The 25,346-nt window shown below is 57.2% G+C and carries 26 protein-coding genes and 1 pseudogene; 14 read left to right on the forward strand and 13 right to left on the reverse strand.

The window, feature by feature from the left end; genetic code table 11:
* Positions 1–199 precede the first annotated feature (199 nt).
* Complete coding sequence (locus tag B2M20_RS15365; protein ID WP_079447915.1) at positions 200–472, forward strand: response regulator transcription factor; 273 nt, start codon at positions 200–202, stop codon at positions 470–472.
* A 24-nt stretch (positions 473–496) separates the two neighbouring features.
* On the opposite strand, the gene B2M20_RS20585 is transcribed toward B2M20_RS15365, so the two are convergent.
* From B2M20_RS20585 to B2M20_RS15390, 6 genes are read right to left on the reverse strand one after another with little or no spacing between them, the layout of a single operon-like run.
* On the reverse strand, positions 497–793 hold the full coding sequence (locus B2M20_RS20585) for an ATP-binding cassette domain-containing protein (protein WP_274533969.1): 297 nt from the start codon (positions 791–793) through the stop codon (positions 497–499).
* Complete coding sequence (locus B2M20_RS20590; RefSeq protein WP_338013176.1) at positions 781–1,200, reverse strand: ATP-binding cassette domain-containing protein; 420 nt, start codon at positions 1,198–1,200, stop codon at positions 781–783. The genes B2M20_RS20585 and B2M20_RS20590 overlap by 13 nt, the downstream gene beginning before the upstream one ends.
* A complete protein-coding gene (locus B2M20_RS15375) occupies positions 1,200–2,012 on the reverse strand; it encodes an ABC transporter ATP-binding protein (RefSeq protein ID WP_079447916.1) in 813 nt (270 codons plus the stop codon). Before B2M20_RS15375 ends, B2M20_RS20590 begins: the two co-directional genes overlap by 1 nt.
* A complete protein-coding gene (locus tag B2M20_RS15380; protein ID WP_079447984.1) occupies positions 2,009–3,280 on the reverse strand; it encodes an ABC transporter substrate-binding protein in 1,272 nt (423 codons plus the stop codon). The genes B2M20_RS15375 and B2M20_RS15380 overlap by 4 nt, the downstream gene beginning before the upstream one ends.
* A 27-nt stretch (positions 3,281–3,307) precedes the next feature.
* Complete coding sequence (locus B2M20_RS15385; RefSeq protein WP_079447917.1) at positions 3,308–4,351, reverse strand: branched-chain amino acid ABC transporter permease; 1,044 nt, start codon at positions 4,349–4,351, stop codon at positions 3,308–3,310.
* On the reverse strand, positions 4,348–5,241 hold the full coding sequence (locus B2M20_RS15390; RefSeq protein ID WP_079447918.1) for a branched-chain amino acid ABC transporter permease: 894 nt from the start codon (positions 5,239–5,241) through the stop codon (positions 4,348–4,350). Before B2M20_RS15390 ends, B2M20_RS15385 begins: the two co-directional genes overlap by 4 nt.
* Positions 5,242–6,655: 1,414 nt before the next feature.
* Between B2M20_RS15390 and B2M20_RS15400 the strand changes: the two genes are divergently transcribed.
* Entirely contained in the window at positions 6,656–7,393 is a 738-nt protein-coding gene (locus tag B2M20_RS15400; protein ID WP_244553548.1) for a GGDEF domain-containing protein, read from the forward strand.
* Between the two features lie 234 nt (positions 7,394–7,627).
* On the opposite strand, the gene fahA is transcribed toward B2M20_RS15400, so the two are convergent.
* Together fahA and B2M20_RS20695 are read right to left on the reverse strand one after the other, a co-directional pair.
* Complete coding sequence (fahA, locus tag B2M20_RS15405; RefSeq protein WP_079447920.1) at positions 7,628–8,899, reverse strand: fumarylacetoacetase; 1,272 nt, start codon at positions 8,897–8,899, stop codon at positions 7,628–7,630.
* Positions 8,900–9,022: 123 nt separating this feature from the next.
* Positions 9,023–9,148: pseudogene (locus tag B2M20_RS20695) on the reverse strand (MarR family winged helix-turn-helix transcriptional regulator); the annotation flags it as partial.
* A gap of 64 nt (positions 9,149–9,212) precedes the next feature.
* Between B2M20_RS20695 and B2M20_RS15415 the strand changes: the two are divergent.
* The 6 genes from B2M20_RS15415 (at position 9,213) to B2M20_RS15440 (ending at position 16,158) form a co-directional block, all read left to right on the forward strand.
* Entirely contained in the window at positions 9,213–10,838 is a 1,626-nt protein-coding gene (locus B2M20_RS15415) for an FAD-dependent oxidoreductase (RefSeq protein ID WP_079447922.1), read from the forward strand.
* The gene (locus tag B2M20_RS15420) at positions 10,835–11,044 is read left to right on the forward strand and encodes a DUF2783 domain-containing protein (RefSeq protein WP_079447923.1); all 210 of its coding nucleotides are present in this window, start codon (positions 10,835–10,837) and stop codon (positions 11,042–11,044) included. The genes B2M20_RS15415 and B2M20_RS15420 overlap by 4 nt, the downstream gene beginning before the upstream one ends.
* 27 nt (positions 11,045–11,071) lie before the next feature.
* The gene (locus tag B2M20_RS15425) at positions 11,072–12,028 is read left to right on the forward strand and encodes an MBL fold metallo-hydrolase (RefSeq protein WP_079447986.1); all 957 of its coding nucleotides are present in this window, start codon (positions 11,072–11,074) and stop codon (positions 12,026–12,028) included.
* A gap of 4 nt (positions 12,029–12,032) precedes the next feature.
* Positions 12,033–13,379, forward strand: a complete 1,347-nt coding sequence (gene hmgA / locus B2M20_RS15430) for a homogentisate 1,2-dioxygenase (protein ID WP_079447924.1) — start codon at positions 12,033–12,035, stop codon at positions 13,377–13,379.
* Between the two features lie 14 nt (positions 13,380–13,393).
* Complete coding sequence (maiA, locus tag B2M20_RS15435) at positions 13,394–14,038, forward strand: maleylacetoacetate isomerase (RefSeq protein ID WP_079447925.1); 645 nt, start codon at positions 13,394–13,396, stop codon at positions 14,036–14,038.
* Between the two features lie 347 nt (positions 14,039–14,385).
* On the forward strand, positions 14,386–16,158 hold the full coding sequence (locus tag B2M20_RS15440; RefSeq protein ID WP_201789030.1) for a putative bifunctional diguanylate cyclase/phosphodiesterase: 1,773 nt from the start codon (positions 14,386–14,388) through the stop codon (positions 16,156–16,158).
* A gap of 36 nt (positions 16,159–16,194) precedes the next feature.
* Here B2M20_RS15440 and B2M20_RS20370 read toward each other — a convergent pair whose 3' ends face one another.
* A complete protein-coding gene (locus B2M20_RS20370; protein WP_244553550.1) occupies positions 16,195–16,398 on the reverse strand; it encodes a hypothetical protein in 204 nt (67 codons plus the stop codon).
* On the opposite strand from B2M20_RS20370, the gene B2M20_RS20375 reads away from it, so the two are divergent.
* Positions 16,388–16,687, forward strand: coding sequence for an IPT/TIG domain-containing protein (locus tag B2M20_RS20375; RefSeq protein WP_244553551.1), 300 nt, complete (start codon positions 16,388–16,390; stop codon positions 16,685–16,687). The genes B2M20_RS20370 and B2M20_RS20375 overlap by 11 nt on opposite strands.
* Positions 16,688–16,781: 94 nt before the next feature.
* Here B2M20_RS20375 and B2M20_RS15450 read toward each other — a convergent pair whose 3' ends face one another.
* Both B2M20_RS15450 and B2M20_RS15455 read right to left on the reverse strand, forming a co-directional pair.
* Positions 16,782–17,117 carry an MFS transporter gene (locus B2M20_RS15450; RefSeq protein ID WP_244553552.1) on the reverse strand — a complete coding sequence of 112 codons (336 nt, stop codon included), beginning with the start codon at positions 17,115–17,117 and terminating at the stop codon, positions 16,782–16,784.
* A gap of 33 nt (positions 17,118–17,150) precedes the next feature.
* On the reverse strand, positions 17,151–17,744 hold the full coding sequence (locus B2M20_RS15455) for an ankyrin repeat domain-containing protein (protein WP_244553553.1): 594 nt from the start codon (positions 17,742–17,744) through the stop codon (positions 17,151–17,153).
* 93 nt (positions 17,745–17,837) lie between these two features.
* Here B2M20_RS15455 and B2M20_RS19620 point away from each other — a divergent pair, with 93 nt between their 5' ends.
* Positions 17,838–18,011, forward strand: coding sequence for a hypothetical protein (locus B2M20_RS19620; RefSeq protein WP_158081549.1), 174 nt, complete (start codon positions 17,838–17,840; stop codon positions 18,009–18,011).
* A 99-nt stretch (positions 18,012–18,110) separates the two neighbouring features.
* Here the strand turns inward: B2M20_RS19620 and B2M20_RS15460 are convergent, their stop codons facing one another.
* Positions 18,111–19,040, reverse strand: a complete 930-nt coding sequence (locus B2M20_RS15460; protein WP_079447929.1) for a LysR family transcriptional regulator — start codon at positions 19,038–19,040, stop codon at positions 18,111–18,113.
* A gap of 123 nt (positions 19,041–19,163) precedes the next feature.
* Between B2M20_RS15460 and B2M20_RS15465 the strand changes: the two genes are divergently transcribed.
* From B2M20_RS15465 to B2M20_RS15480, 4 genes are all read left to right on the forward strand, one after another.
* The gene (locus tag B2M20_RS15465; protein ID WP_079447987.1) at positions 19,164–20,243 is read left to right on the forward strand and encodes an alkene reductase; all 1,080 of its coding nucleotides are present in this window, start codon (positions 19,164–19,166) and stop codon (positions 20,241–20,243) included.
* A gap of 103 nt (positions 20,244–20,346) precedes the next feature.
* Complete coding sequence (locus tag B2M20_RS15470) at positions 20,347–20,769, forward strand: DoxX family protein (protein ID WP_079447930.1); 423 nt, start codon at positions 20,347–20,349, stop codon at positions 20,767–20,769.
* A gap of 547 nt (positions 20,770–21,316) precedes the next feature.
* Positions 21,317–21,460 carry a hypothetical protein gene (locus B2M20_RS19625; RefSeq protein ID WP_158081550.1) on the forward strand — a complete coding sequence of 48 codons (144 nt, stop codon included), beginning with the start codon at positions 21,317–21,319 and terminating at the stop codon, positions 21,458–21,460.
* Positions 21,461–21,913 carry a VOC family protein gene (locus B2M20_RS15480; protein WP_079447932.1) on the forward strand — a complete coding sequence of 151 codons (453 nt, stop codon included), beginning with the start codon at positions 21,461–21,463 and terminating at the stop codon, positions 21,911–21,913.
* Between the two features lie 237 nt (positions 21,914–22,150).
* Here B2M20_RS15480 and B2M20_RS15485 read toward each other — a convergent pair whose 3' ends face one another.
* Positions 22,151–25,324, reverse strand: coding sequence for an efflux RND transporter permease subunit (locus tag B2M20_RS15485; protein WP_079447933.1), 3,174 nt, complete (start codon positions 25,322–25,324; stop codon positions 22,151–22,153).
* Positions 25,325–25,346: the final 22 nt, after the last annotated feature.

Raw genomic sequence — 25,346 nt, forward strand, 5'->3', positions numbered from 1 at the left:
CGATTAAATCAAGTCGTAAGTATTTTCGCTGTGCGCCTCAATCATTGGAAATTGAGGACGGATGTATTCATAAGAGAAACGCGAACGGGAAAGCAACGGGATTGTTTTACGTGGCCATCAAGACGTGTTTGTACGTTTGAAACCGCGTGCATCTGCAGCAGGCCTTTCGATTTGTTCTACCGCTCGCGAGGTCCGCCGCATGACCGTGCCGGCGTCGCTTATACACATCGTCGATGACGATCTGTCGTTTCGCACGTCGATGTCACGGTTATTGCGCGCGTCCGGCTATCAAACGGCGCTTTATGAGTCCGGCAATGCGTTTCTGAAACAGCCACCAGCCGACGAGACCGGTTGCATCCTGCTCGATCTCCAGATGGCCGGCATCGACGGATTCGGATTGCAGGAGCGTCTGAGTAGCGCTGGCAACATTTTGCCGATCATCTTCCTGACAGCGAACGGTAACATCAGCTAACAGGCACACCTTAAATGAACGGAATCAATGCATAGTCGAACTGACGCCTAGGTAGCGACGCTGGAGTCTCGCGTCAGCACTCAATTGAGCGGCCGGAAGCGTAGCTGCAACTCTGCCTCCCAGCATGATAGCGACCGTGTCGGAAACGGAAGTGGCCACCCGCAGGTTCTGCTCAATCAACAAAAGACCGATCTTGTCGAGAGACAGCCTCTTCAGAACATCAATCAACTGATCGACAATCACCGGCGCCAATCCCTCCGAGGGTTCATCCATGATGACCAGCCTGGGATTACGAAGCAATGCGCGAGCTATCGCAAGCATCTGCTGCTCTCCACCCGACAATTGAGCGCCGCCGTTCGACCTCCTCTCCGCGAGTCGAGGGAAAGTGTCGTAGATCCGCTCCGGGTCCATGCCGCTTTCTGGCCCCGGCTTGCGAGCTTGAGGTGCTCATCGACGGAGAGCGAGGGAAAGACTCGCCGCCCCTGCGGAACGATCGCGATTCCCCGCCGCGCGACCTGCATCGCAGATCTACGATCAAGAGACACGTTATCAAGCACGATAGCGCCGCTCCGAATCGGTATCATTCCCATAATGGCATAACAGAACGTCGTCTTTCCCATGCCGTTGCGCCCGACGACGGACACTGGCTTCTCGCCGACGTCGAGCGAGACCCCATGGAGAATCTCAGCGCGACCATAGTTGACGTGCAAATTGGTGACCGACAACATCACGCGGCCTCCCCCAGATAGATCGCCTGCACAGCGGAGTCGTGCTCGACTTTGTCCGGGGTCCGCTCGATCACGACCGCACCGTCCTTCATCACCGTAACAATATCAGCAATTGGCAAGGCAACATCCATATCGTGCTCGACAATCACCAGCGTCAAGGTGCGCGGCAGTTCATGCAATGTGCATAGCAGCTCTGGTCTGTCGCCGGGCGAAAGACCTGCGGCGGGCTCGTCCAGCATGAGAAGTTTCGGTCCCGCAGCGAGAGCCATACCGAGCTCCAACTGGCGGCGCTGCCCGTGCGACAGATCACGCACATCAGTATTGAGTTTATGGCGGATGCGCACACGGTCTGCGATTTCGCGCGCTCGCGCGAGATCGAGATCACTCGCCCTGGGACGCAGAAGCGAGAGCCTGTTTCCTTTGACACCACGTATAGCTAGAAAGATGTTGTCGAGCACGGTAAGCCCGTCAAACAGAAGCGAGCTTTGATAGGTACGCGCAATACCGGCGCGCGCACGCATATGCTGTTTCAGATGCGTTATGTCGCGCCAGAAATAGCGGATGGACCCAGCGTTCGGCGAATAATCACCGCAAACGACGTTAAAAAGCGTTGTCTTTCCGGCGCCGTTCGGCCCCAGAATAACGCGACGCTCACCATGAGCGACGGCAAGCTGAACACCCGAGAGAATCCGCGATCCTCCGAAGCTGAGACTGATTCCCGATAGCTCGAGGGCAAGTGGACTGGGTTGGGGCACTGCATCCGCAAGAAACGTCGAGACGACGGCGGCGCCCGATTGTCTCAAAGCTGTCATATCTTCACATTTCCGGTGTTGTTGCGGGATGGAGCGCCAAGCGCGACATACTTGTCTTCAGGAAATCCAAGCGTCTGGTTCACGTTCGGCACTTTTTTGAACACCACCGACTGCAACCGCTTGTCACGCACCTCGACCTTGGTGAGGAAATTGTCGGAAATTGCCTGCCTGTTGTGGTCAAGCTTCACCAGGGCATCGATATAGTTTTTGAATTCAAGCTTTCGCAACGCCTCACGAAAAGCCTCCTGGTTTCCGGAAAGATCGCCCTCTACGGCATTGAGGGCGAGCAGTGCCGCTTGCAAGTTGGTGGAATAGGAGAACGCAAGTGTGCCCGGTGTCTGCTGCCCGACATCTTTGCTCCAGCGCCTGACGTAGCGCGCCTGGAAATCCTTCCAGACCGGGTTGTCGTAATAGTCCCCGATCGGGCCGGCGGAAATGGTGCCTTCAAGCACCTTGCGATGGGGGCCGCGGGCTGAGAACAGCGTCTGATCGGCAAGGAGGGTCCCGCCAAGAAGCGGCAGCGAGCCGCCAGCTTGCGCATACTGGGTAAGGAAGGCCAGTCCGTCGGACCCGCCATAGACGACATAGAGCGCGCCGGATGATTTTGGAATTTGCGCAATCAGTGAAGTGTAGTCGGACGTTCCAAACGGCGTCCAGAGATAGTTGAGTTTGCCGCCTGCCCGCGTGAACTCAAGACTAAATCCAAACACCTGTGAGTAAGGAAAGGCGTAGTCGGAGGCGACAACGGTCACTTCGTCGATCTTAAGAGTATTCTTGGTGTATTCACCGAGTCCTGCGGTCCATTGCGTGCCATCCGTGCTGAAGCGAAAATAGTTCGGCGACGAATTGCGGAGCGTGTTGTCCTGCGAGGCAGACGAACCATTGATAAAGGTCTTGTTCGGAACCGTGCGCGAATAATCCCGAACCGCGATACCCTCGGCCCCCGACAATGGCCCGATCACAACATCAGCGTGATCCTGCTCGATCAGCTTGCGGGTCCGTGCAAGCGCGACGTCCGGCTTGGCGTTCGAGGATTCCCGGATCCATTCGATCTTGCGACCGCCCGCTTTGTAACCAGCCTCTTCAAGAAGAAGCTCTATGACGCGATAAGAATCCTGCCCATTGACAGCAAGCGGTCCCTCCAGCGAAGCCAGTGTACCCAGTCTGATAGGAACTTGAGAGGCATGAACGGCCGGAGCGAAGACGGCAGAGCCGGCAATAGCCGCAGCTCCTTGAAGGATTTGCCTCCTGGTAGGATTGGTTGCCATGATCATGATCCTCAAATGGTCATCTCGTTAAATAGCTGTGGTGGATTCCGAATGGGATGCGAATCTGCGATCGCGCAAAAAAGCTTTGCTACGCTTTATTAGGCCGATAATTCCGTCGGGAGAGGCAACCACGATCGTCAGAAAGACCATACCGATGAGTGTATTGAAACGATCGCGGTCGTAGATATCAGCAGCGAAAGTGTCGAAGATCGTGAAAATGAGTGCGCCTATGAACGCACCAATTGGATGACCCAAGCCGCCGATCACAGCCATGATTAAGATGCTGATCGTGGCATGGGTGGACACGGTACCTGGCGAGATTCCAATGTTGTAAAAGGCAAGCAGCACGCCGCCGACCCCTGCAATGAAGCCGGCAAGGCCAAACGCCGCAATTCGATGTAGAGCAACATTAAAACCGAGCGCTGAAACACGGCGCGGATTATCGCGAATGCCTTGCAGGACCAATCCGAGAGGAGCGCGGCTGACATAGATCACAAGTGCGTAGAGGGCCGCGGACACGGCAAGAACCGCATAGAAGAAGATCGCGGGCGTACGCAAGGGAACACCCAGAATATCCGGACCCATCACATTGCGAATCCCCTCATAGCCGTTGAGAAACTCGACGTTGGCCTGCACGAAGAAGTAAAAGCTCACTGCGGTCGCGAGCGTGATCATCAGCAGATAGATCTCGCGTGTTCGTACCGCGACGGCACCGATCACGACCCCCGCAATAGTCGAGAATACAAGCGCCAGAGCGATGGCAAGCGCATAAGGAAGCTGGAAGCGATTGGCCGGTATGGCATCCGGCACCGTCACGGCTATCGTGTATCCGGCAACGCCCGCGGCAACCATCTGGGCAAGCGAGATGAACCCGCCATAGTGAGCAAGGAACGTAAGCGAGAGCGCCACGATCCCGAAGATCATAGCCCGCACGAATATGTTGACCGTCCAGAACTCCGGTAGCACAGCCGGCAGCGAGACAAGGACGATCAGAAGAAGCGTCGACATCAAAGCAGGCGAGGCCAAGGATCGTCCGCTGAACGCTGCAGATGTGGAAACCGCATCACTCATGAGAACTTTCTTCCCAACAGACCGCGAGGCCTGAACGCGAGCACTGCCACCATGATGAGCAGCGTAAGCATCACCGAGTAGGCCGGGAACAACGACTGTCCGAACTGCTCGGCCATGCCAACCAGAAGGGCGCCAAGCGCCGTCCCGGGCAAGGATCCCATGCCACCCACGATCACAACCACGAGTGAGGTCAGCAGGAATTCGATATCCTTCTCCTGGCCGAAGGGTTGTGCCGTGCCGCCTACGACTCCGGCCAAACCGGCAAGAGCAGCGCCGATTGCAAAAACGACAACAGAGACGAGCGGGACGTTGACGCCTTGAGCCGACAGCATGGCGCGATCATCGACACCGGCGCGCACGACGATGCCGAGCTTGGTCCGCTGTAAGATCAGCCAGAGGCCGAAACCAACGCCGATCGCCACCACCACCTGAAACAGACGAAAGGTTGAATACTGACCGCCTTGCACGAACGGGACCGGAACCGACCCAAACAAAATGTCGGGCGCGTAGAATTGCTGACTCAGCCCGCCAAAAATCGCCAGAAGCTGGTCCGCAACGATGATGGAGATGCCGATCGTCACCAGCGTCTGGCGCAACTCCTGACCCTGCATCCAACCAAGAAAGACAACCTGCAGCACGACGCCAAGAATCGCCGATGCAGCCATGCCCACGACCAGAGCTACAATCCAGGCATATGCATTTTCGGCATCGTAAAGCGGATAAAAAACGGCAACGCCGGCGTAAGCACCGACAAGAAACAGCGTTCCGTGCGCCATGTTCACCGAGCGCATCAAGCCGAAGATCAGCGAAAATCCGATCGCTACAATGAAGTAGAGAGCGGAGACGGTAAGACCGTTGAGCGCCACCGTGAGAAACAATTCGAGGTTCAAGCCTCACGCTCCACCACTCGGACTCATCGCACGCTGTTTTTTGTGCGCGCACGTTTTATAGCAAACAGACCGCAGATTTATTTTACGTATTTTGCTTGTTGTTAAGTGATCTTGTCCGTCTGACTATTCGGCGCTCATACATAATCTTCTTTTGAGAGCGGCCGTGACGCCAATCAGATTCGAGCGCTTCGAATGGCGACCGGCGTTACGGAAGCCAATGCTTCTTCGGACTCGTTCCTGGGAAACAGGTGGCGCTTCAGACGTAACGGACACCATCGACGCTCCTGCTTTAGCATCTCACAATTCAGCCGGTCGATTCGCAGGGTGATCGATCGATGCTCGCAATTTGCAAATGGAAGCGCATCGACATGCTCTTCGCAGGATACTCGCGAGGCGGATGTTGAAAAAACAATTGCCAAACGTTTCAACGATCAAATCGCGGTCATTCGCCGGTTATAGCTTTCGGCGACAGAGTTATTCTTATTTTTCCAGGCAGCTTGACCACCATTCGAACGCGTGGCTCGATTGCAGGAGTACTTGGCACAGTCGTTGAAACGGATAACACGTCCATGGCCGACAACTACATTATTGAACCGTCTCAAGGCGCGGCGGGCCTAGTCGTTCGCAGCGGTCGCGGTTTCATGTTCTTTTCAGCAAAAAAGGAGTTCGACGTTCTTGAAGGCCAGCTGTTCACGAGTCCCGCGCGAGCCGTCAAGGCTGCAATCGGACACGAAACGAGGCGAGGAACCCGGTTTACGACATCCGCGAAATAAAGCGCGATGTTCTGCGTTGGAAAGTCAGTAAGCCACAAGACGTACGGCCGGCGCTTCTCGTTATCTCACGCCTATCATGACAGAGCTCCCGCCGCTTCTCTCTTCGACGATGCTTCGATTACCTTCGACGACAAGTCGACGCTGCCCCATGCGATCCGGCGCAACGGTCAGGAGGAGGATGTCGATCGCCTCAGCGGGGAAATGCAAAATATCGCTAGGCAGCGTTCACGCTCATGCGATTGTTCGCCCGCCCATTGCCTGAGAGTTCTCGGGCTAACCGACCCCGTAGCATAGCTAGAACCGCTGCCTCCTCGTAGCGATAGTGCTTTCTGCCTTTCGCGTCGCGGCCCGTGTCTTGAATATGCCCGTACGCAAACTTGATGCGATAGCCAAAAGCTCCTACTGACGATTTCAATCCTGCCTCAGACTTGGCCCTCCGTCTGGCATCATATGCTCTTGCGCCGAGTGCGATGGAGAACCTTGGACACAGTCGCCTAGATTGTCGGCTCGATATTCGGATGAAGCGCTAAATGCTGCTACCAATCCGAATAGTTTGTTAATATTCGTCCCTTAGCGCCTAACGTATGAATGGCTGGTTCACATCGAAAGCCGTCGAACCCTCGGTTCAAAGCTGGGCCCGAGTGATCCTGCTGACGATCGCCGGGACGCTCTGCTGCGTCGTCTTGGCCTTTACGATCGACAGCTACTCCTTCAAGGAAGGCGTATGGAGATTGGGGACCAGCCCCGAGAATGATGTGATCATTCCCCTGCTGATCGCGCCACCGTTCTTTTTCTACCTTCTCAGCAAATTGCGCCAGCTGGCAATCGCGCATAAGCAACTGACAGTTATAGCCTCAACCGACGGCCTGACATCCTGTTTCAATCGCGCTGCATTCACGACCCTGGTAGACGCCTATCTTGAACGGGTGAACCAGCAGGAAAGGCGCTGCGATGGCGCGCTGCTAGTCATGGATGTCGATCACTTCAAAAACGTCAATGACAATTTCGGTCACGATGCAGGCGACGAGGCTCTCAAACTGATCGCTCAAAGCATCAGATCGACGCTGCGCGAAGTAGACCTTGTCGGTCGCATGGGCGGCGAGGAATTTAGCGTGTTCCTTCCAGGCATTGCTTCGGACCGGGTCGTCGTGGTTGCCGAGCGAATCCGGGAAACTGTGAAGGCTGCGGAATTTTGTTTCGAAGGGGTTTCCTGCGATCTCTCGATCAGCATCGGCGGAGCGACCTTTGTCCAAAGAACATCGTTCTCGGAGCTATACAAGCTCGCCGATAAACAGCTCTACGATGCAAAGCGGAAAGGGCGAAATCGAGTTGAGCTTTGTCAGTTAGCCAGCAGCGCTCCACTTTCAGCTGCGCATTGAACAAATCAGCGCGCGTATGACGAAGTGTATATGCGCCGCTTTCGGCCATAGCCAGTGTCATAGCCAAGTCTCGACTTGCGCAGCAGCCCGCACGAACGTCTACAAGAAGCGAACGTGGCTTTGATGTGGCGGCTAGGTCATTCCAACGACCGCATGCATCGCTGCAATATCGGTCTCCGTGCCCGCAAACATCATCAGCGAAAACGCCACATCCGTCAGGTCACACCTCAGCAACTATTCTACGGCTACAATCGAGCCCTCGACCTCGCCGAAGCCAACGCGATAGCCGTCTCCCTGACACCAGCCGCGAATGCGGAGCGAATCGCCGTCTTCGAGGAACGAACGGCGCTCGCCACCATCAATCTCAAGCGGCGTGGTCCCGTTCCAGCTCAGCTCCAACATGCTGCCGTGCTCGGCCTTTTCGGGACCACTGATGGTGCCTGACCCCAAAAGATCGCCGACATTCATTGCACAACCTGAAGAGGCATGATGCACGAGCTGCTGCACTGACGACCAGTACATGTATTTGAAATTGGTCCGGCAGATTCTGGCCGACTTTGCCATCTTCTCCGTTCGCAGGTCTACCTCGAGCCGTATGTCGTAATTGTTCGGTTGTGTCTGGCGCAGATAAGGCAACGGCTTCGGATCCTGCGCCGGACCATGAACCCGAAACGGCTCTAATGCCTCACGCGTCACGACCCACGGGCTGATCGAGGTGCCGAACGCCTTCGCCTGAAACGGCCCCAGCGGCACGTATTCCCATTGCTGGATGTCGCGCGCGCTCCAATCATTCAGCAGCGTGAAGCCGAAGATCATCTCTTCCGCTTGTCGTTCGGTCAACATCTCGCCCATCGCGGAGCCCTGCCCGATCACGACGCCAATTTCCAGTTCGAAATCGAGCCGCTTGCACGGGCCGAAGTTCGGAAGCTCCGCCGTTGGCGGCTTCAACTGCCCGCGTGGACGGCGGATCGGCGTGCCGCTGACTACGACGGTCGATGCCCGGCCATTGTAGCCGATAGGAATATGCAGCCAGTTCGGCAGCAATGGATTGGCCTTATCGCGGAACATGGTGCCGACATTGGTGGCGTGTTCTTTCGAGGAATAGAAATCAGTGAAGCCTGCGACGCGGATCGGCATATGCATTTGCGCGCGATTCCGAGGTACAAGCGCGCGCATGCGCAAGTCCGCGTTGTCGCGCAGTTCCGGATTATCATGACGCAGCAATTCGCTGATCCGTCCGCGCGTCTGCGACCACACCTTCGGTCCGAGCGCCATGAAGGCATTCAACGAAGGCTTTGCAAAAACTCCTCTAACCTCGTCGCAACGGATCAGACCGGCGGATTCCAGCACGGCGAGATCGAGAATCTGACTGCCAATCGCCACGCCGACGCGCAACTCCGGCTGCTCCGGCATTGAGAACACCCCGTAAGGCAGGTTTTGGATCGGAAAGTCGGATGCCGCATCGACGTCAACGAAGGTGCGAAGCCTGGGATCGTTCGGGTGCATTTTCTCATCCGGATTGCTCTTGCTTACTATTCTGCGCGGCGCTCCTAGCCCAGTTCAGCAGCGGCTTCGGAAAGTCTCGTCGAGATATTTAATGATCGCAATCGACAGCGCCAGTTCAGGATCAGCGCTGACCTCGGCAGCCAGCCGGTTCAGCCGAAATGGCACGAATTTGAACAGGTCGAGCTTCGCAACGGATGCCGTGTCGGCGGCAAAATTCAGCGGCACTTTCATAGTTGCAGTTGCGACCATTTTAGCGATGGTCTAGCCTCTTTGCCAGATTTTCAATTGCGACGGAGCTTGATCCGGAGCGACCATGACCCAGCGGTCTGTCAGGCAATTTGCTTATCGCCCGCACCCCGATCAGGAGCGCACTGAAGGTAAAGCTGCGCACCATCCGGTCATCATCGTCGGTGCCGGGCCGATTGGCCTCTCACTCGCGATCGATTTGGCACAGCGCGGACAAGCCGTCGTACTGCTCGATGATACAGACAGGATCGGTGACGGGTCGCGGGCGATCTGTTTTTCCAAGCGATCGCTGGAATTGTGGGATCGCCTCGGTGTCGGCGAACGGATGGTCGAAAAGGGGATTGCCTGGAAAGTCGGCAAGATATTCCTCAAGGACGAGATGGTCTACCGGTTCGATCTGTTGCCCGAAGAAGGGCACAAGATGCCGGCTTTCATCAATCTTCAGCAGTATTATGCCGAAGCTTATCTGGTCGACCGCGTTCAGGAATTGCCGCTGATCAATCTGCGCTGGCGAAACAGGGTCGTTGGCCTGGAGCAGCACAACGACCACGCCGTTGTTGAGATTGAAACTCCGGACGGACGATACAAACTGAACTCTGATTTCGTGATCGCCTGCGATGGCGCACGATCGGCCTTGCGGGGTTTCGTGGGTGCGGATTTTTCCGGCGAATCCTTCAACGATCAATTTTTGATCGCAGACGTAAAAATGACGGCCGCGTTTCCAACCGAACGCTGGTTCTGGTTCGACCCGCCATTCCATTCCGGACAGTCCGCGCTGCTTCACCGCCAGCCCGACGACGTATGGCGCATCGATCTGCAACTTGGCCCAGACGCGGACCCCACCGTTGAACGGCTTCCGGAGAATGTGCGGCCGCGGATCGAACGCATGCTGGGACACAAGGAATTCGAATTCGAATGGATATCGATCTATAAGTTTCAGTGCCGGCGCATGCAGAGGTTTATTCATGGGCGGGTTGTCTTCGCAGGCGACTCCGCTCATCAGGTCTCCCCGTTTGGAGCACGCGGTGCGAATTCCGGGCTCGAGGATGCCGAAAACCTTGCCTGGAAGCTCGCCCTCGTTTTGCGGGGCAAGGCCGCGGTTTCCCTGCTCGATAGTTATGAGAGCGAGCGCAGCGCAGCGGCGGACGAAAATATTCGCGCGTCGACTCGCTCGACAGATTTCATTGCCCCCCATTCAAACCACGAACGGCGAATGCGTCATGCGGTGCTTCGACTTGCCAAGGAGGTCGACTTCGCCAGGCGCATGGTGAACGGCGGACGGCTAGCAACGCCGTCAACTTACAATACGCCATTGTCTACCAGCGACGTCGACACATGGCGTGCCGGCCCACGTCCGGGCGCGCCGATCGTGGACGCGCCATTGACGGCAACGAGCGGCGACCGTGTTTATCTTACCGAAGCTTTCAAAGCAGCCTGCGACAATTTTGTTCTGCTGGAATCCGGGAACGGATCGGCTCTCGATCCGCTTGATTGTCACTGCATCAGCATCGGACCCGATGCACCACTCCGCGACACATCCGGACTATTCGCGAAGCGCTATGATGCTTCCGATGGGTCCGCCTATTTGCTTCGACCGGATGGATACGTTGCGGCGCGGTTCAGACATCCCACGTTACCCGTAGTGCAAGCCGCAATCGCGCGGGCGAGTGCGCTAATCGAGGGCATGCCATGACGCTTTCGACGCAGTCCAACTTTCCTGACCCGGACGCCGCTTACCGCCTGGTGGTCGAGGCGCATCGTGGCCTGAGCGATGAGCAGAGCGCGTCGCTCGATACCGCCCTCGTTTTGATTCTTGCCAATCATATCGGGGATGTAGAGGTCCTTCGCGAGGCGGTTTTGTTAGCAAAGCGACGCCTCGGGAATGATCAGTGCGGGTGAGTGGAGTTCGAAGACGAAAGAAAACAAATGAGCGCCAAGAGTTTCGCTTCCACGACTGATATGGCGGAGAAGAAAATCACATTCTCCGAAATCGGCCCGGACATTTATGCGTTCACCGCCGAGGGCGATCCAAATACGGCGGTCATTGTCGGCGACGACGGCTGCATTGTGTTTGACGCGCAGGCGACGCCCGCGATGGCGACCAGCGTCGTCGAACGCGTCAGGATCGTAACCGACAAACCCATCAAGTATGTTGTTCTATCGCACTACCATGCAGTGCGCGTGCTCGGCGCTTCTGCATATCACGCACAGGGAATCGTCGCCTCGAAAGAAACGCACAGGTTGATCGAAGAGCGCGGACAACAGGATTGGGATTCCGAATTCGGCCGGTTTCCGCGGCTATTCCGTGATGCCGCAAGCATCCCGGGTCTGACTTGGCCGACACTTACGTTCGAGACTGAGATGACAATCTATCTCGGCAAGCGCGCGGTGAGGTTGATGCATCTGGGCGCCGGCCACACATCCGGAGATATCGTGGCATGGGTCCCCGATGCGCAAGTGATGTGCTCAGGCGATCTGATTGAATACCATTCCGCTTGCTATTGCGGAGATGCCTATTTGCGTGAATGGCCGACGACATTGAATGAAATTCGCAAATTCAATCCCAAGGCGGTCGCTCCCGGCCGCGGTGACGCCCTCAATGGGCAGTCCATCACACGGGAGGCAATTGCGATGACACGTGATTTCGTCACCGCATTATACGGCTCGGCAGAATTGTCCGTCGCCAAAGGGCACAGCCTGAGGGAGACGGTCGCCGCGACACGCGAAATCATGGACCCAAAATTCTCGACCTTCGCCATTTATGAACACTGCCTGCCGTTCAACGTCTCCCGGGCTTTCGATGAAGCATCGGGCATCGACAATCCGGTGATCTGGACCGCGGACCGTGACCGCGAGATGTGGGCGGCCCTTCAGGGAGGATAAGGCGATGAACACCAACTTCGATCCGGTCGCCGTCAATCGTAGCAGTACCAACGAGACGCCCGGCTATATGTCGGGCTTTGGCAATAGCTTCGAGACCGAAGCACTACCGGGCGCATTGCCGATCGGTCGCAATTCACCTCAACGCTGCGCCTACGGATTGTACGCCGAACAACTGTCCGGCTCGCCGTTCACCGCGCCGCGCGGCGCTAACGAACGCTCGTGGCTTTATCGTATCCGCCCCTCGGTTCGTCATTCCGGGCGTTTCGTTAAGGCCGATGCAAGACTCTGGCGCACAGCGCCGTGCCTCGAGCACGACATGCCGATCGCGCAACTGCGCTGGGACCCCACGCCCATCCCAGAGGACGAGCTGACTTTCGTGCAGAGCGTGCGGACGATGACCACCGCGGGCGACGCCCACACTCAGGTCGGCATGGCCGCGCATATCTATCTCATTACGAAATCCATGGTCGATCAGCATTTTTACAATGCCGATGGCGAGATGCTGTTCGTACCGCAGGAGGGCAGCCTTCGCTTCGTCACTGAATTCGGCGTGATCGACGCCGAGCCGGGCGAAATTGCCGTCATTCCGCGCGGCGTGAAGTTTCGCGTCGAAATTCCATCCGGCCCTGCGCGCGGTTATCTGTGCGAGAACTACGGCGGCGCGTTCACGCTGCCTGAACGGGGACCCATCGGCGCGAATTGTCTTGCCAATTCACGCGACTTTCTTACCCCCGTCGCCGCTTATGAGGACGACGACAAGCCAACCGAGCTGTTCGTGAAATGGGGTGGAGCGTTATGGTCCACGGCTCTGCCTCACTCGCCGATTGATGTCGTGGCATGGCACGGCAATTATGCGCCCTGTAAGTACGATCTAAGGACGTTCTCGCCAATCGGTGCAATCGGCTTCGATCACCCCGATCCATCGATCTTCACCGTGCTGACGTCGCCTTCGGAAATCGCTGGCACGGCGAATATCGATTTCGTGATTTTCCCGGAGCGCTGGGCGGTCGCGGAAAACACGTTCCGTCCACCCTGGTATCATATGAACATCATGTCCGAGTTTATGGGCTTGATATACGGCGTTTACGACGCCAAGCCGCAGGGATTCCTACCTGGCGGCATTAGCCTGCATAATTGCATGCTTCCTCACGGGCCGGACCGCGAGGCGTTCGACCATGCCAGCAAGACCGAGCTTAAGCCCGTCAAGCTAACCGGCACGATGGCCTTCATGTTCGAAACACGCTTCCCACAGCGCGTGACCGAATATGCCGCAACATCCGACGCGCTGCAGGACGACTATGCGGATTGTTGGCAAGGGCTTGAGCGCCGTTTCGATCCGACCAAGCCGTAAGGTGCAACCGCGAGATGACCAACAGCGACGCTTTGCTATACGGATACTTCCGGTCAACCGCAGCCTACCGCGTCCGCATAGCGCTCGGACTCAAGGGATTGAGCGCGGAGACCAAATTCGTACATTTACGCAAAGGCGAACAAGCCCAGCAGGCCTATCGCGACATCAACCCGGCTGGACTGGTGCCCTATTGGATCGAGGGCGACTTTCGCCTCGCTCAATCGCTCGCGATCATCGAATATCTCGATGAAATGCACCCGGCTCCCCCTTTGCTGCCATCCAGCCCGAGAGCACGCGCTATCGCGCGCGAAATCGCGCTGGTTGTGACAAGCGACATTCATCCCATCGGAAACCTTCGTGTTTTAAATCGGCTGGCCGAAATGGGAGTCGACGAGGCCGCCCGTACAACATGGTCGCAGCACTGGATCAAAGTCGGATTCGAAGCAATCGAAGCCCGCCTTGCGCACCTGCCGGGGCCATTTGCGCTCGGTGAACAGCCGACGGTAGCCGATATTTGCATTATCCCGCAGGTGTTTAATGCGCGACGTTTCGGTGTTGATCTTTCTCCATACAAACGAATCCTTGAGATCGACGCGACAGCGTCCGGTCTCAAGGCATTTGCCATGGCTGAACCAAGCCGTCAGCCCGACGCAGAATAGAACTCGGAATAAAGGAACTAGTTGGCCCCCGCGATGCCGCGGGTCGAATCCATGTCGTTGCCGGCGGTTCGCAGATTGAGGGTATTCGCGGGAGATGTTTTGGCGCCCGGCCCGGCGCAACCCATTCAGGGTCGGTCCGTTAAATAGTATTGGCGCGAACCTCGACCAATGATCGCTCCCTGGCGACCAAATTAAAGTTATAGCTAATTGATAGGTATTTCCTCGTTCAGAGCCAAGGCCGCTGGTGCTTAATCCAACACGTCGCGTGTCCGATCAATCGGGACGCCACCAGAGTATTGTTAAACGTTTCGCCGTAATCTGGAGGGAGAAGTGACGGGAGGATGATTGTGGTTCAACACTCTCACGGGCCGAATGATCTCGGTGAGGTAGAGGTAGTCAAATCCGAAACGGGATTCATTCACTACGCGCTCGATGTCACGGCCATCGTGGCCATTACCAATGTTCAGGGCACAATCACACACGTCAACAATAAATTCTGTGAAATTTCGGGCTATTCGCAACACGAACTTATCGGGCAAAATCACCGACTCCTGCGCTCGGATGCTCATGACAAGGCGTTCTTTCGCGAAATGTACCGGCAGATCGCCCGAGGGCAGGTATGGCGCGGCGAAATCTGCAATCGTCGGAAGGATGGGACAACCTATTGGGTCGATACGACTATCGTTCCCCATCTGAATGCCGCCGGCAATCCGGATAGTTACACATCTATTCGCTTTGACGTTACGAGGCGCCATCAGATTGAGGAAGACTTGCGTCATGCCGTCAGTACAGACGCCTTAACCGGCACTGCCAATCGAAGACGGTTTCAGGAGTATCTGACGGCCACGCTCGAACTGAGAAATTCCATTCACACTTCGGTTTACCTAGCCCTGATCGATATCGATGCCTTCAAAGAAATCAACGATACGTTCGGCCATGTTGCTGGCGATAATCTCCTCAAAAATTTTGCAGAGCGGCTTCGCGCTTTTGAGGCGGAGAATATTTTTATTGCTAGGCTTGGCGGCGACGAATTTGGAATTGTGATATCTGACAAGGCGTGTGCAGATGTTCCAGCTCTTTTGGACGAGGTGCTGGACAGCATAAAACAGCCTGTTTGGCTAGGTGATATTAAACACCGATATACGGCCAGTATTGGCGTGGCTGCCTTTCCTAAGGATGCCAAGACACCTGATGGGCTTTTCAAGGCCGCCGATATGGCGCTTTATCACTCAAAAGCTTCAGGGCGAGATCAACGCCAATGTTTCGCACCGCGCCTCCAACTAGCGGTCGAATACAAAAGCGCGTTGCTGCAGGCTGTTGAGGCGGGTCTCGATCGGAACCAGTTCAGTCTCCACTATCAAGCTGTTGTACCAACCGTTCCCGGCAAGTTGATCTCGCTGGAAGGTCTGCTGCGATGGCAGCATCCCGAGCGCGGTCTCCTCACGCCCGATGCATTTCTAACGGAGATCAATGATCCTGGACTGGAGTCGGAAATCGGAATGTTTGTTGTCGAACGAACATTCAAAGACATGGCACGCATACTGGAATTGAGCCTTCCTGTGGACCGCGTTGCCATTAACGTGGCCAATGCGGACTTTCGATCCGACCGCTTTGTAGATCGATTTTTCGAACTTTCGGCCCAGACCGGCATCTCACCCGACCGGTTTTGCGTCGAGGTCGTTGAACAGGTATTTCTGGGAACCAATTTCCAGAGCTTTCAAGACCGCCTATTACGTCTGCACGATGCCGGCGTCGAACTCGCGCTCGATGACTTCGGAACAGGCTTTGCGTCCCTTACCCATCTCCGGCGCATACCGATCGACCGTGTCAAAATAGACCGAGGGTTCATTTCCAGCCTACCAGCGAGTGGAGAAGACTTGGTCCTTGTCAAAGGTATTATTGATATCGCCCATGCTCTCGGTAAATCCGTAACGGCTGAGGGAATCGAGACTGAAGAGCAGGCGACGCTTCTTCAGCAACTCGGTGCCGACGGTCTTCAGGGTTGGTATTTTTCCAAAGCCTGTACCATGGAGCGCTTGCGTTACGTGCTGCTCCAGCTGTTGCCCAGGTCGAGATATAGCGATAATGCGCTTCAAATAGTTGCGCCTAGGAGGGCTTAGAACCGATCCAGTCTGCCGGCGCGTTTCCCTTTGAGGTCATATCAACGCTTCAGCTTCTTTCGGGTTAAGTTGCCGCGCGCTGGTCTCCGGCGCCTTTCCGGCAGGCACCACGCTGCAAAGCAACGGTACGCTACGCGGTACGCCGACCGCTGCCGGGACTTTGAACTTCACGGTCAGAGCAACGGACAGTTCGACAGGAACGGGTACGTTCTCATCGGCCCCCGCCAATGTGACGGTCATTATCAATGCCGGCACGCCGACGGTCAGCTCGGTCGCACCGAACAGCGGCTCGATCGGCGGCACCTCGGTCACGATCACAGGCACCGGCTTCACGGGCGCAACGGCGGTGACATTCGGCGGAACGGCGGCGACGGGCATCACCGTGGTCAATGACACCACGATCACTGCGTCGACGCCGCCGCACGCGGCGGGCGCAGTCGCGGTGACCACGCCAGGGGGCACCGGCTCCGTTCCGAATGGTTTCACCTATTCGGCTTTGAATCGAAAGTGTCGAATTTATTCGAGTTAAGTCACGATGATTTTCGACACATGACTTTGGGCTTCCTTAAACGAACGACACAGGGTCAGCGGGTGAAGGTGCCCGCAATCAGGGAATTCCGCACTTAAGCACGCGCTGTCTTTTTATTTATCGGTTTGTTCGCCGACGAACCGTTCAAAAGTGTTATCGAAACCGCGGGCAGGCTCATCGCCGCGGCATAGCTTCCCGGATTCATGCGCCAGTACAGAACGACAACAACAGCGACTGAAGCGAGGTGCAGCAGCCAGCCGGCCATGAAGCTGCCGGTGAGATCGTGCAGCATCGCGACGATCCATGGCGGCAGCGCCGTGATCAGGAAGCCGCCGCCCTGCATCAGCGCCGACAGCGCCCCCGCCTCGGCCGGATCGGCTAGGTGGTCGAGCGCCACAATCATCGATATGGCGAAACAACCTCGCTGCATCGCTCATCCTGTCATTCATGGCGCCTTCCTTTGTCAGTGCGCTCCGGCGACGGCGAGAATCCGCTCGATCGCATCGTGGCCGTACGCGCGGGCGTGCTGGAGCGGTGTCACGCCCTTGCCGTCGGCCAGATTGACATCGGCTCCGGCCTTGACGAGCAGATCGACGATCTTCTGGTGCCGCTTGCCGCCGTCGCCGAGGATGATCGCCTCCAGTAGCGCGGTCCAACCGAGCCTGTTGACGTGATCAACATCGACTCCCGCTTCAATCAGCGTGCGCACCGTCTCGACATGACCGCGCTCCGAAGCCGGTATGAGCGCTGTGCCGCCGTAGCGATTGATGCTTTTCAGGTCGGCACCGTGCGCCAAAGTCATCTTCAGGATGTCGAGATGGCCGCGCGCTCCGGCATAGAGATACGGGCTGTCCTCGATTTTATCCTTGGCGTTGACGTCGGCGCCAGCCTCGATCAACGCCCTGGCCGCCTCGATTCCGTTGACGTGGGTTGCAACCAGCAGCGCGGTCGCTCCGCTGTCGTCGCGCGCATCGATCTGCACGCCGTCCGCCAGAAGTATTTTGATGGCGGCGACATCATCCTTGCTCGCCGCCAAAAGCAATGAGGTTCCACGCATGGTCTCTCCTGCCGCAACGAGAGGGGCAGCCGTCAACAACAGGGAAGCGACACCTACAAGGACGGAACGGCGAAGCATCGTCTGTTTCCTGTGATGACGGAGTCAGGTTGCCTGACCCGCGCGATCACCGACCGCGCGGCGCGACTGGTCGAGCCGACGGCGGCCGGCGATGGCCGTCTCCATCTACGCCTGGGAACGCGCAGGGCCGCGGAACTGGTCGAGCAGATGGAAGCGATCCTCGCTGCCAGATGCGCCCGGCGCACATAGGATACTGCCTTAACACAACAACATGCATTTCAGTCAGCCGTCCAACAAGTCGGCAGCAGCTCGTATTTAGAAGCCTGCAACCCTAACGGCGCGCTCCGTTTAGCATGCTCGTGGCCCCTCCTTCGCCGCGACGCCTTCCGAGCATTTCTTTAAATGCTCGATGATCCATCGCCCGGCCGGTCCTGGAGGTTCGCCTTCCCGATAAACAGCGAACATGGGAAGAGGCAGCCCTCCAGGCGGTGCCTCTTCAATCGAAAGCTCGGCGAGCCGCCCTTCGGCAATATCCCTTGCCACGGTGTGCAGGGGCATGCCCCCAAATCCCAGGCCACTGACAAGGAAGGCGTGTTTCGCAAAGAGGTCCGCCAGGCGCCAGGTGGACGGCGACATCACGCCGATGTTGCGGCCTTCCGTGAGCGTGGATCGATCCGTCAGGACAAGCTGCACATGCCGCGCCAACTCCTCTTTCGGGATGATGCCACGGTAGGATGCAAGAGGATGGCTCGCTGCAGCCACCATCATCAGTTTGACATCGAACAGGCGCTCCTTGATCAAACCGGTTGGAAGCGTCGGCAGAGAACCCACGACACCAAAACTCGCTCGCCCATCCAAAACCGGCTGCACCGCGCCACCGAGCGCCTCGACATAGAGACGCAACGGCGTCGCCGGAAACTGGATACGAAATTCTCGCGCCGCCTCGGCGATCACCTCTATCGGCAGAAACACGTCGAGGACAGCCGTCAACTCAGCCTCGAGTCCGCCAGCAATCCCCTTCGCCCGCGCCTTCATGGCGTCGACGCCGGTGATTACCGCGCGCGCATCCGCCAGCAGGACAACACCTTCCTTCGTCAGCCTGGGATAACGCCCCGCACGATCGAACAGCACGACGCCAAGCTGAGCCTCCAGACTCAGAATCGCTTCGCTCACCGCTGATTGGGTTCTTCGCACGCGGCGCGCTGCGGCCGAAAAGCTGCCTTCATCGGCAGAGGCCACGAACATCCGCAACTGGTCGAACGACACGCTTTCAAGCATCGATCACTCCATCGGTACAGCCGATAGATAATATCAAAATATACTGGCTCCACCCGATATAAGCCATCCCTCATATTGTGCGTGAAGGCAACGCCGCTGCCCAAGCAGCCGAAGGAGCACACGATGACACTTCGCATCCACACATTCACGCCGGTCCGTCTCGGACGCTACGTCCTGCAAAACCGTCTGGTCATGTCCCCGATGACCCGCAGCCGCGCCAAGCCCGACGGCACGCCGGGAGACCTCGCGGCCGAGTATTATGGGCAGCGCGCCGACGTCGGCCTGATCGTCGCGGAAGGCACGCAGCCTTCGGACGACGGGCAAGGCTACCTGACGACGCCGGGCATCTACACAGCGGCGCATGTCGCGGGATGGAAGAAGGTGACAACGGCCGTGCATAACAAAGGCGGTCGAATCTTCATCCAGCTCATGCATGCCGGGCGGATGTCGCATCCCGACAACACACCGCACCATCGCCAAGCTGTTGCGCCATCCGCAATCGCACCCGCATCGCAGATGTTCACCGCGACAGGGATGCAGGAGATTCCGGCGCCGCGCGCATTGTCGACTGAAGACATCCACCAGACCGTTGCCGACTTCCGTCACGCGGCGCGCGCGGCCATTGAGGCTGGCGCCGACGGCGTCGAGATCCACGGCGCCAACGGCTACCTCGTTCAGCAGTTCTTCGCCCCGAACGCCAACACGCGCACCGACCAATATGGCGGCTCGATCGAGAACCGCACCCGCTTCGCGGTCGAAGTCGCCAAGGCAATCGCAGAGGAAATCGGCGCCGACCGGACGGCCATCCGCCTGTCTCCCGGATCACCCCTCGGCGGACTCGACGAGGGAGCGAGCGGCCCCGATCTCTATCGCCATCTCGTCGCCCAACTCAACAAGCTCGGCCTTGCCTACATCCACGTCATGCACAACGGCGACGATAGGCTGATGGCCGACCTGCGCGCGCAATGGAAGCAGGCGCTGATCCTGAACAGACCCGGACGCCCGCGCGAGGAAATCGGCGCTGATGTGGCTTCGGGACTGGCCGACCTTGAGGCTTACGGCCAGATGGTGCTGGCCAATCCTGATTTCGTCGCGCGGCTTAAGAGCGATGCGCCGATGAATCAGGCGGACCACACCACCTTCTTTGGCGGCACCTCACAAGGCTACACCGATTATCCCGCGCTTGAGGTCGCCGCCGCCTGAGCCGCGCGACGTTGTCCGTCACAGATCGAGCTGCGCAGTGCGGGCAGTTCAGGACCGCCAGGCCCGAACTTAATAGAACGTTCCAATTACAGGAGTCATTGCCATGAGCATTATCCGCTATCTTCCCTTCGCCGGTCGGCTGATGATCGGCCTTCCCTTTGCAATGAGCGGCTTGAGCAAGCTCAGTGCCTATAGCGCCACAACCGGCATGATCAACGCCGTCGGATTGCCAATTCCGCCGCTTGCCTATGCGGTGGCCGTAGCCGTCGAACTCGGCGGCGGTTTGCTTCTCATCGCCGGCTATCGTGCTCGCTCCGTCGCCGCTGCTCTTGCCCTGTTCTCGCTCGCAGCAGCGGTGTCGTTTCATAACAACTTTGCCGACCAGAACCAGATGATCCATTTCCTCAAGAACGTGATGATGGCGGGCGGGCTTCTGCAGATCGCGGCATTTGGCGCCGGCGCATTCAGCATCGACAACCAGCGCGAGGCCGGTGGCATAGGTTCAAGCCTCGGAGCGACCGCCTGACCATCCGCCACGACGTTCTCACTCGCAGTTTCGACCGTGACGAACCAAGTCAGATCGCAGACATCACATTGAGGACGTCGTCGCGGCGCTCGCTCCCTGATCTTCCTGCAACAGAACAATCGCAGGTCGGTTCACCTCAAGCCGCTGCATCGCCATTCAGGCCTTTTGAAAATCGTTCAAGGAACTTAGTTTCGTTAAAGAAGTACGCTAACGTTGGGAGAAATCATTATGAAGATGCTTTCGCTCCGCGCGATGGCAACAATCTGTTTTGTTGTCCTATCGCATACCGCAAACGCGCGATCGGCTTATGATGGTTCTTGGGACCTCGTCTTCGTGACGCAACGAGGCGCGTGCGATCCTACCTACAACTTCACTGTCAATATTTCTAATGGAGTTGTGACGCATCCTAATCTCGTAAGGTTCAGAGGATACGTCGCGAAATCTGGCGCGGTTCGCGCTTCGGTGACCGTTCAAGATAAATACGCCTCCGGCTCCGGCCGACTCTCCAGTGTTTCTGGCCGCGGGACATGGAACGGCCACGAGGGGAATGAGCGATGCTCGGGCTACTGGACCGCGCAACGAAATTGATATCTTCAAGCCCCGGCATCTTGCCGCCGGCAGTGCTTATGGCTCGGCAGCGAACCCCGCCTGGCTAGTCAAGGAGCGGCAGATCGACCAAGAGGAGGACTAAATGGTTAGTTTCACAAAGCCGCGCGCCATCGGTTTCAACCACGTGGCGCTGGAGGTCGGTGATATAGAGGAAGCGCTGGAATTCTATAGTCGCATCTTCGACTTTCAATTGCGCGGTAAGAGCGAGGCGATGGCCTTCATCGATCTCGGCGACCAATTCATCGCGTTGATGGCGGGACGCAAACAGTCCGCCGATGATGGTCGGCATTTCGGCCTCGTTGTCGACGACAAAGAGGCGGCGCGTAGCGCCTTGAAGGCTGCGGGGGTCGAGCCGATCGACGGTCCGTTTCTCGATTTCCGCGACCCCTGGGGCAATCGCATCGAGATCGTGGGCTATGACAATATCCAGTTCACCAAGGCTCCAAACGTTCTGCGCGGCATGGGTCTGACGCACCTGACTAAGAACGAAAGCGCGAAAAAGGAGCTGGCGGGAAAGGGGATGGCTACGAGCTAGAGGTGGTAGCCGCTCGGGACGTTGGGCGTTCGACGCTTTCAGCAATCAACGAATGAGGTAATATCGATGAGTCGAATCCTCACCCCATACAGTCGAAAACACACCTGCTACTTCGCGCTCGCTCTTGCAACAAAAGGGAGGCGTCTTGCTGAGAATCGTCGCGGCTACCTTGTATCCGAACCGCTCCACGTCTTCGGCGAGGCGTTTCGATGTAAACGTGCCATGACGGCGACGCGGTTATGAAGGATGTTGCGTCGTGTCGGCCGTACCGCAGCGGGAGAAAATTGACGCAATCCAGCGTACCAAAACATAGAATAACGGCGTGAACACGAGGCCAAACAGCGTAACGCCAAGCATTCCAAAGAAGACGGCGGTCCCGAGAGCCTGTCGAAGTTCGGCACCTGCGCCGGTGGCGATCACTAATGGTACGACGCCAAGGATGAACGCGATCGAGGTCATCAGGATCGGGCGAAGCCGGGTACGCGCCGCCTGTACTGCTGCATCCCAGCGACTGGCGCCGTCATTCTCCGCTTGCCGGGCAAATTCGACGATGAGAATGGCATTCTTTGAGGAGAGGCCGATGAGCACCACAAAGCCGATTTGAGTGAGGATGTTGTTGTCCATGCCGCGCAACAGCACGCCGGTCACTGCCGCAAGCAGGCACATCGGCACAATCAAGATTACTGCAAGTGGCAGCAATACACTTTCGTATTGCGCGGCCAGCAATAGAAACACGAACACCACCGCAAAGCTGAATGCGACAACGGCGGTATTTCCAGCAACTTTCTCCTGCAAGGCGATCTCGGTCCATTCGAAGCCAAAGCCGGACGGCAAGTTCTTGGCGAGAATATCTTCCATAGTACCGATCGCCTGACCGGTCGAAAACCCTGGGATCGTGGCACCTTGCACCTCTGCGGCGGGAAAGAGATTGTAGCGCGGGACGCGGTACGGCCCGGTAATGTCACGGAAAGTCGCAACCGCACCAAGCGGCACCATTTCCTCCGCGTTCGAGCGGGTCCGTAAGGCTTCCACATCGCGCGTCGAAAGCCGGAATGGGTTGTCGGCCTGCGCTGTCACCCGATAAGTGCGCCCCAGGATGTTAAAATCATTGACATAGGTCGACCCCATATAGGTCGACAGCGTGTCGAAGAAACGCGATATCGGCACACCGAGCATTTCGGCCTTCGTGCGGTCGATGTCGGCAAAAACCTGCGGCGTCGAGGCGTTGAATAACGTAAAGACCTGAATGAGCCCAGGAGTCTTATTGGCCAAGCCAGTTATCGCGTTGACGACTCGCTCAAGCGCACGGGGACCGCGACCGCCGCGATCTTGGACATACAGTTTAAAGCCGCCGCCCGTGCCGATGCCGGGGACCGAAGGTGGTGGAATGACTAGAACGAAAGCCTCGCGCAACGCTTGCATCTGCGCGCGCAGATCATCAAGGATCTTTTCAGTTTTAAGCTTATCTTTTTCCCGTTCTTCAAAAGGCTTGAGAGTGACGAAGATGACGCCGGAATTGGGAGCGTTGGTGAAAGTCGCGCCGTCGAACCCGGCGAAAGTCACGGTGTGGGCGACTCCTGGCCGTGATAAGAGACGGTCCGACGCCTTGCGCATAACGACGTCGGTGCGTTCGAGACTAGATCCCGGCGGCAAAGTGATGGCCGTGATGAAGTAGCCACGGTCCAGCGGTGGGATAAACCCAGACGGCGTGCGGGACATTTGGAAGTAGGTCAGGCCAATCAGACCGACATAGATTAGGAGCATCAACGCCACGACTCGCACGATCCGTCGTGTCAATCCCGCGTAACCGTTCGAAAGCTTCTCAAACCCATTGTTGAATACGGTAAAGAAGGCATTGAACGGTCGGCCGAAGGTCATCCAAAAGCCAGGCTTTTCCTCATGATCATGCGGTCGCAGAAACAGCGCAGCTAGCGCTGGCGATAGCGTCAATGACACGATGGCCGAGATGATCGTGGAAGACGCAATGGTGATAGCGAACTGTCGATAGAACGCGCCGGAAATGCCAGTAATGAATGCGGTGGGAATGAATACAGCGCAAAGAACCAGGGCAATTGCAACCAGTGCGCCACCCACCTCATCCATGGTTTTGTGTGCGGCGTCACGCGGGATCAGGCCCTGGCGAAGATAACGTTCGACGTTCTCTACCACGACGATAGCATCGTCCACTACGATGCCAATAGCCAAGACAAGTCCAAAGAGAGTCAGGTTATTCAGCGAGAAACCAAAGGCGGCCAACACGAAGAACGTACCGATCAGCGACACCGGAATAGCGACCACAGGAATGATCGCGGCGCGCCAGGTCTGCAAGAATAGAATGATGACGAGTACTACAAGAACCAGTGCTTCGAACAAGGTCTTGATCACCTCGTGAACTGATTGCTCGATAAATTGGGTGGTGTTGTATGCGATGCGGTAGCTAAGACCGGGGGGAAAATTCTTCGCAAGGTCGTCCATCGTCGCGATTACAGCGGCTGCGGTCTTGAGCGCATTTGAGCCGGGACGCTGGTAAATGCCGACTCCGGTTGCGACCTTGCCGTCAAGATAAGCGTTCGTAGTGTAAGTATAAGCGCCCAGTTCCACACGGGCGATATCCCGCACGCGCGTCACCCGGCCGTCCTGATCCGTCGCGACAATGACGTCGCTAAACTGCTCCGGACTAGAGAGCCGACCCAATGTCTGCACCGCTAGCTCGAATCCAACCGGCGACTTCGCAGGCGGCTGATTGATGGCGCCAGCGGCAACCTGAATATTAGCGCCGCGCAATGCGGTGATCACATCGCTCGCGGTCAAACCGCGCGATTGCACTTTGGCCGGATCAAGCCAAATGCGCATGGAATAGTCACGCGCGCCGAACACGATCGTATCACCAACCCCGTCGACCCGGGTTAGCACGTCTTTAATATTGATAGTCGCGTAGTTCGAGATATACGCTTGGTCGAGCGTGCCATCGGGCGAAATCAAATGAATCACCATCATCAGGTCAGGTGACTTCTTTTTGACGGTTACGCCGATACGCTGCACCTCTTCCGGCAAACGCGGCAACGCGATCGAGACTCGATTCTGCACCAAGACCTGCGCGTCGTCGATATTTGTACCGGGTTTGAAGACGACGTTAATCTGTGTCGTGCCGTCGCCCGTCGATTGCGACACCATATAGATCATGTTGTCGACGCCGTTGATCTCCTGCTCTATTGGCGAAGCCACCGTATCCGCCGCGATATCTGCCGCGGCGCCAGCATACGTCGCCGTCACCTGGATAGTGGGCGGAGCGATTTCAGGATATTCAGTAATCGGAAGCGCGCGAAGAGCGATCGCGCCGACAAGCGTCAGGATAATTGAAAGCACGCTAGCGAAGATTGGTCTGTCGATGAAGAAATGAGAAAAGCGCATTCGAACCTCACCACCCCGCGCT

This window comes from Nitrobacter vulgaris (genome assembly GCF_002028545.1).
Lineage (GTDB): Bacteria > Pseudomonadota > Alphaproteobacteria > Rhizobiales > Xanthobacteraceae > Nitrobacter > Nitrobacter vulgaris.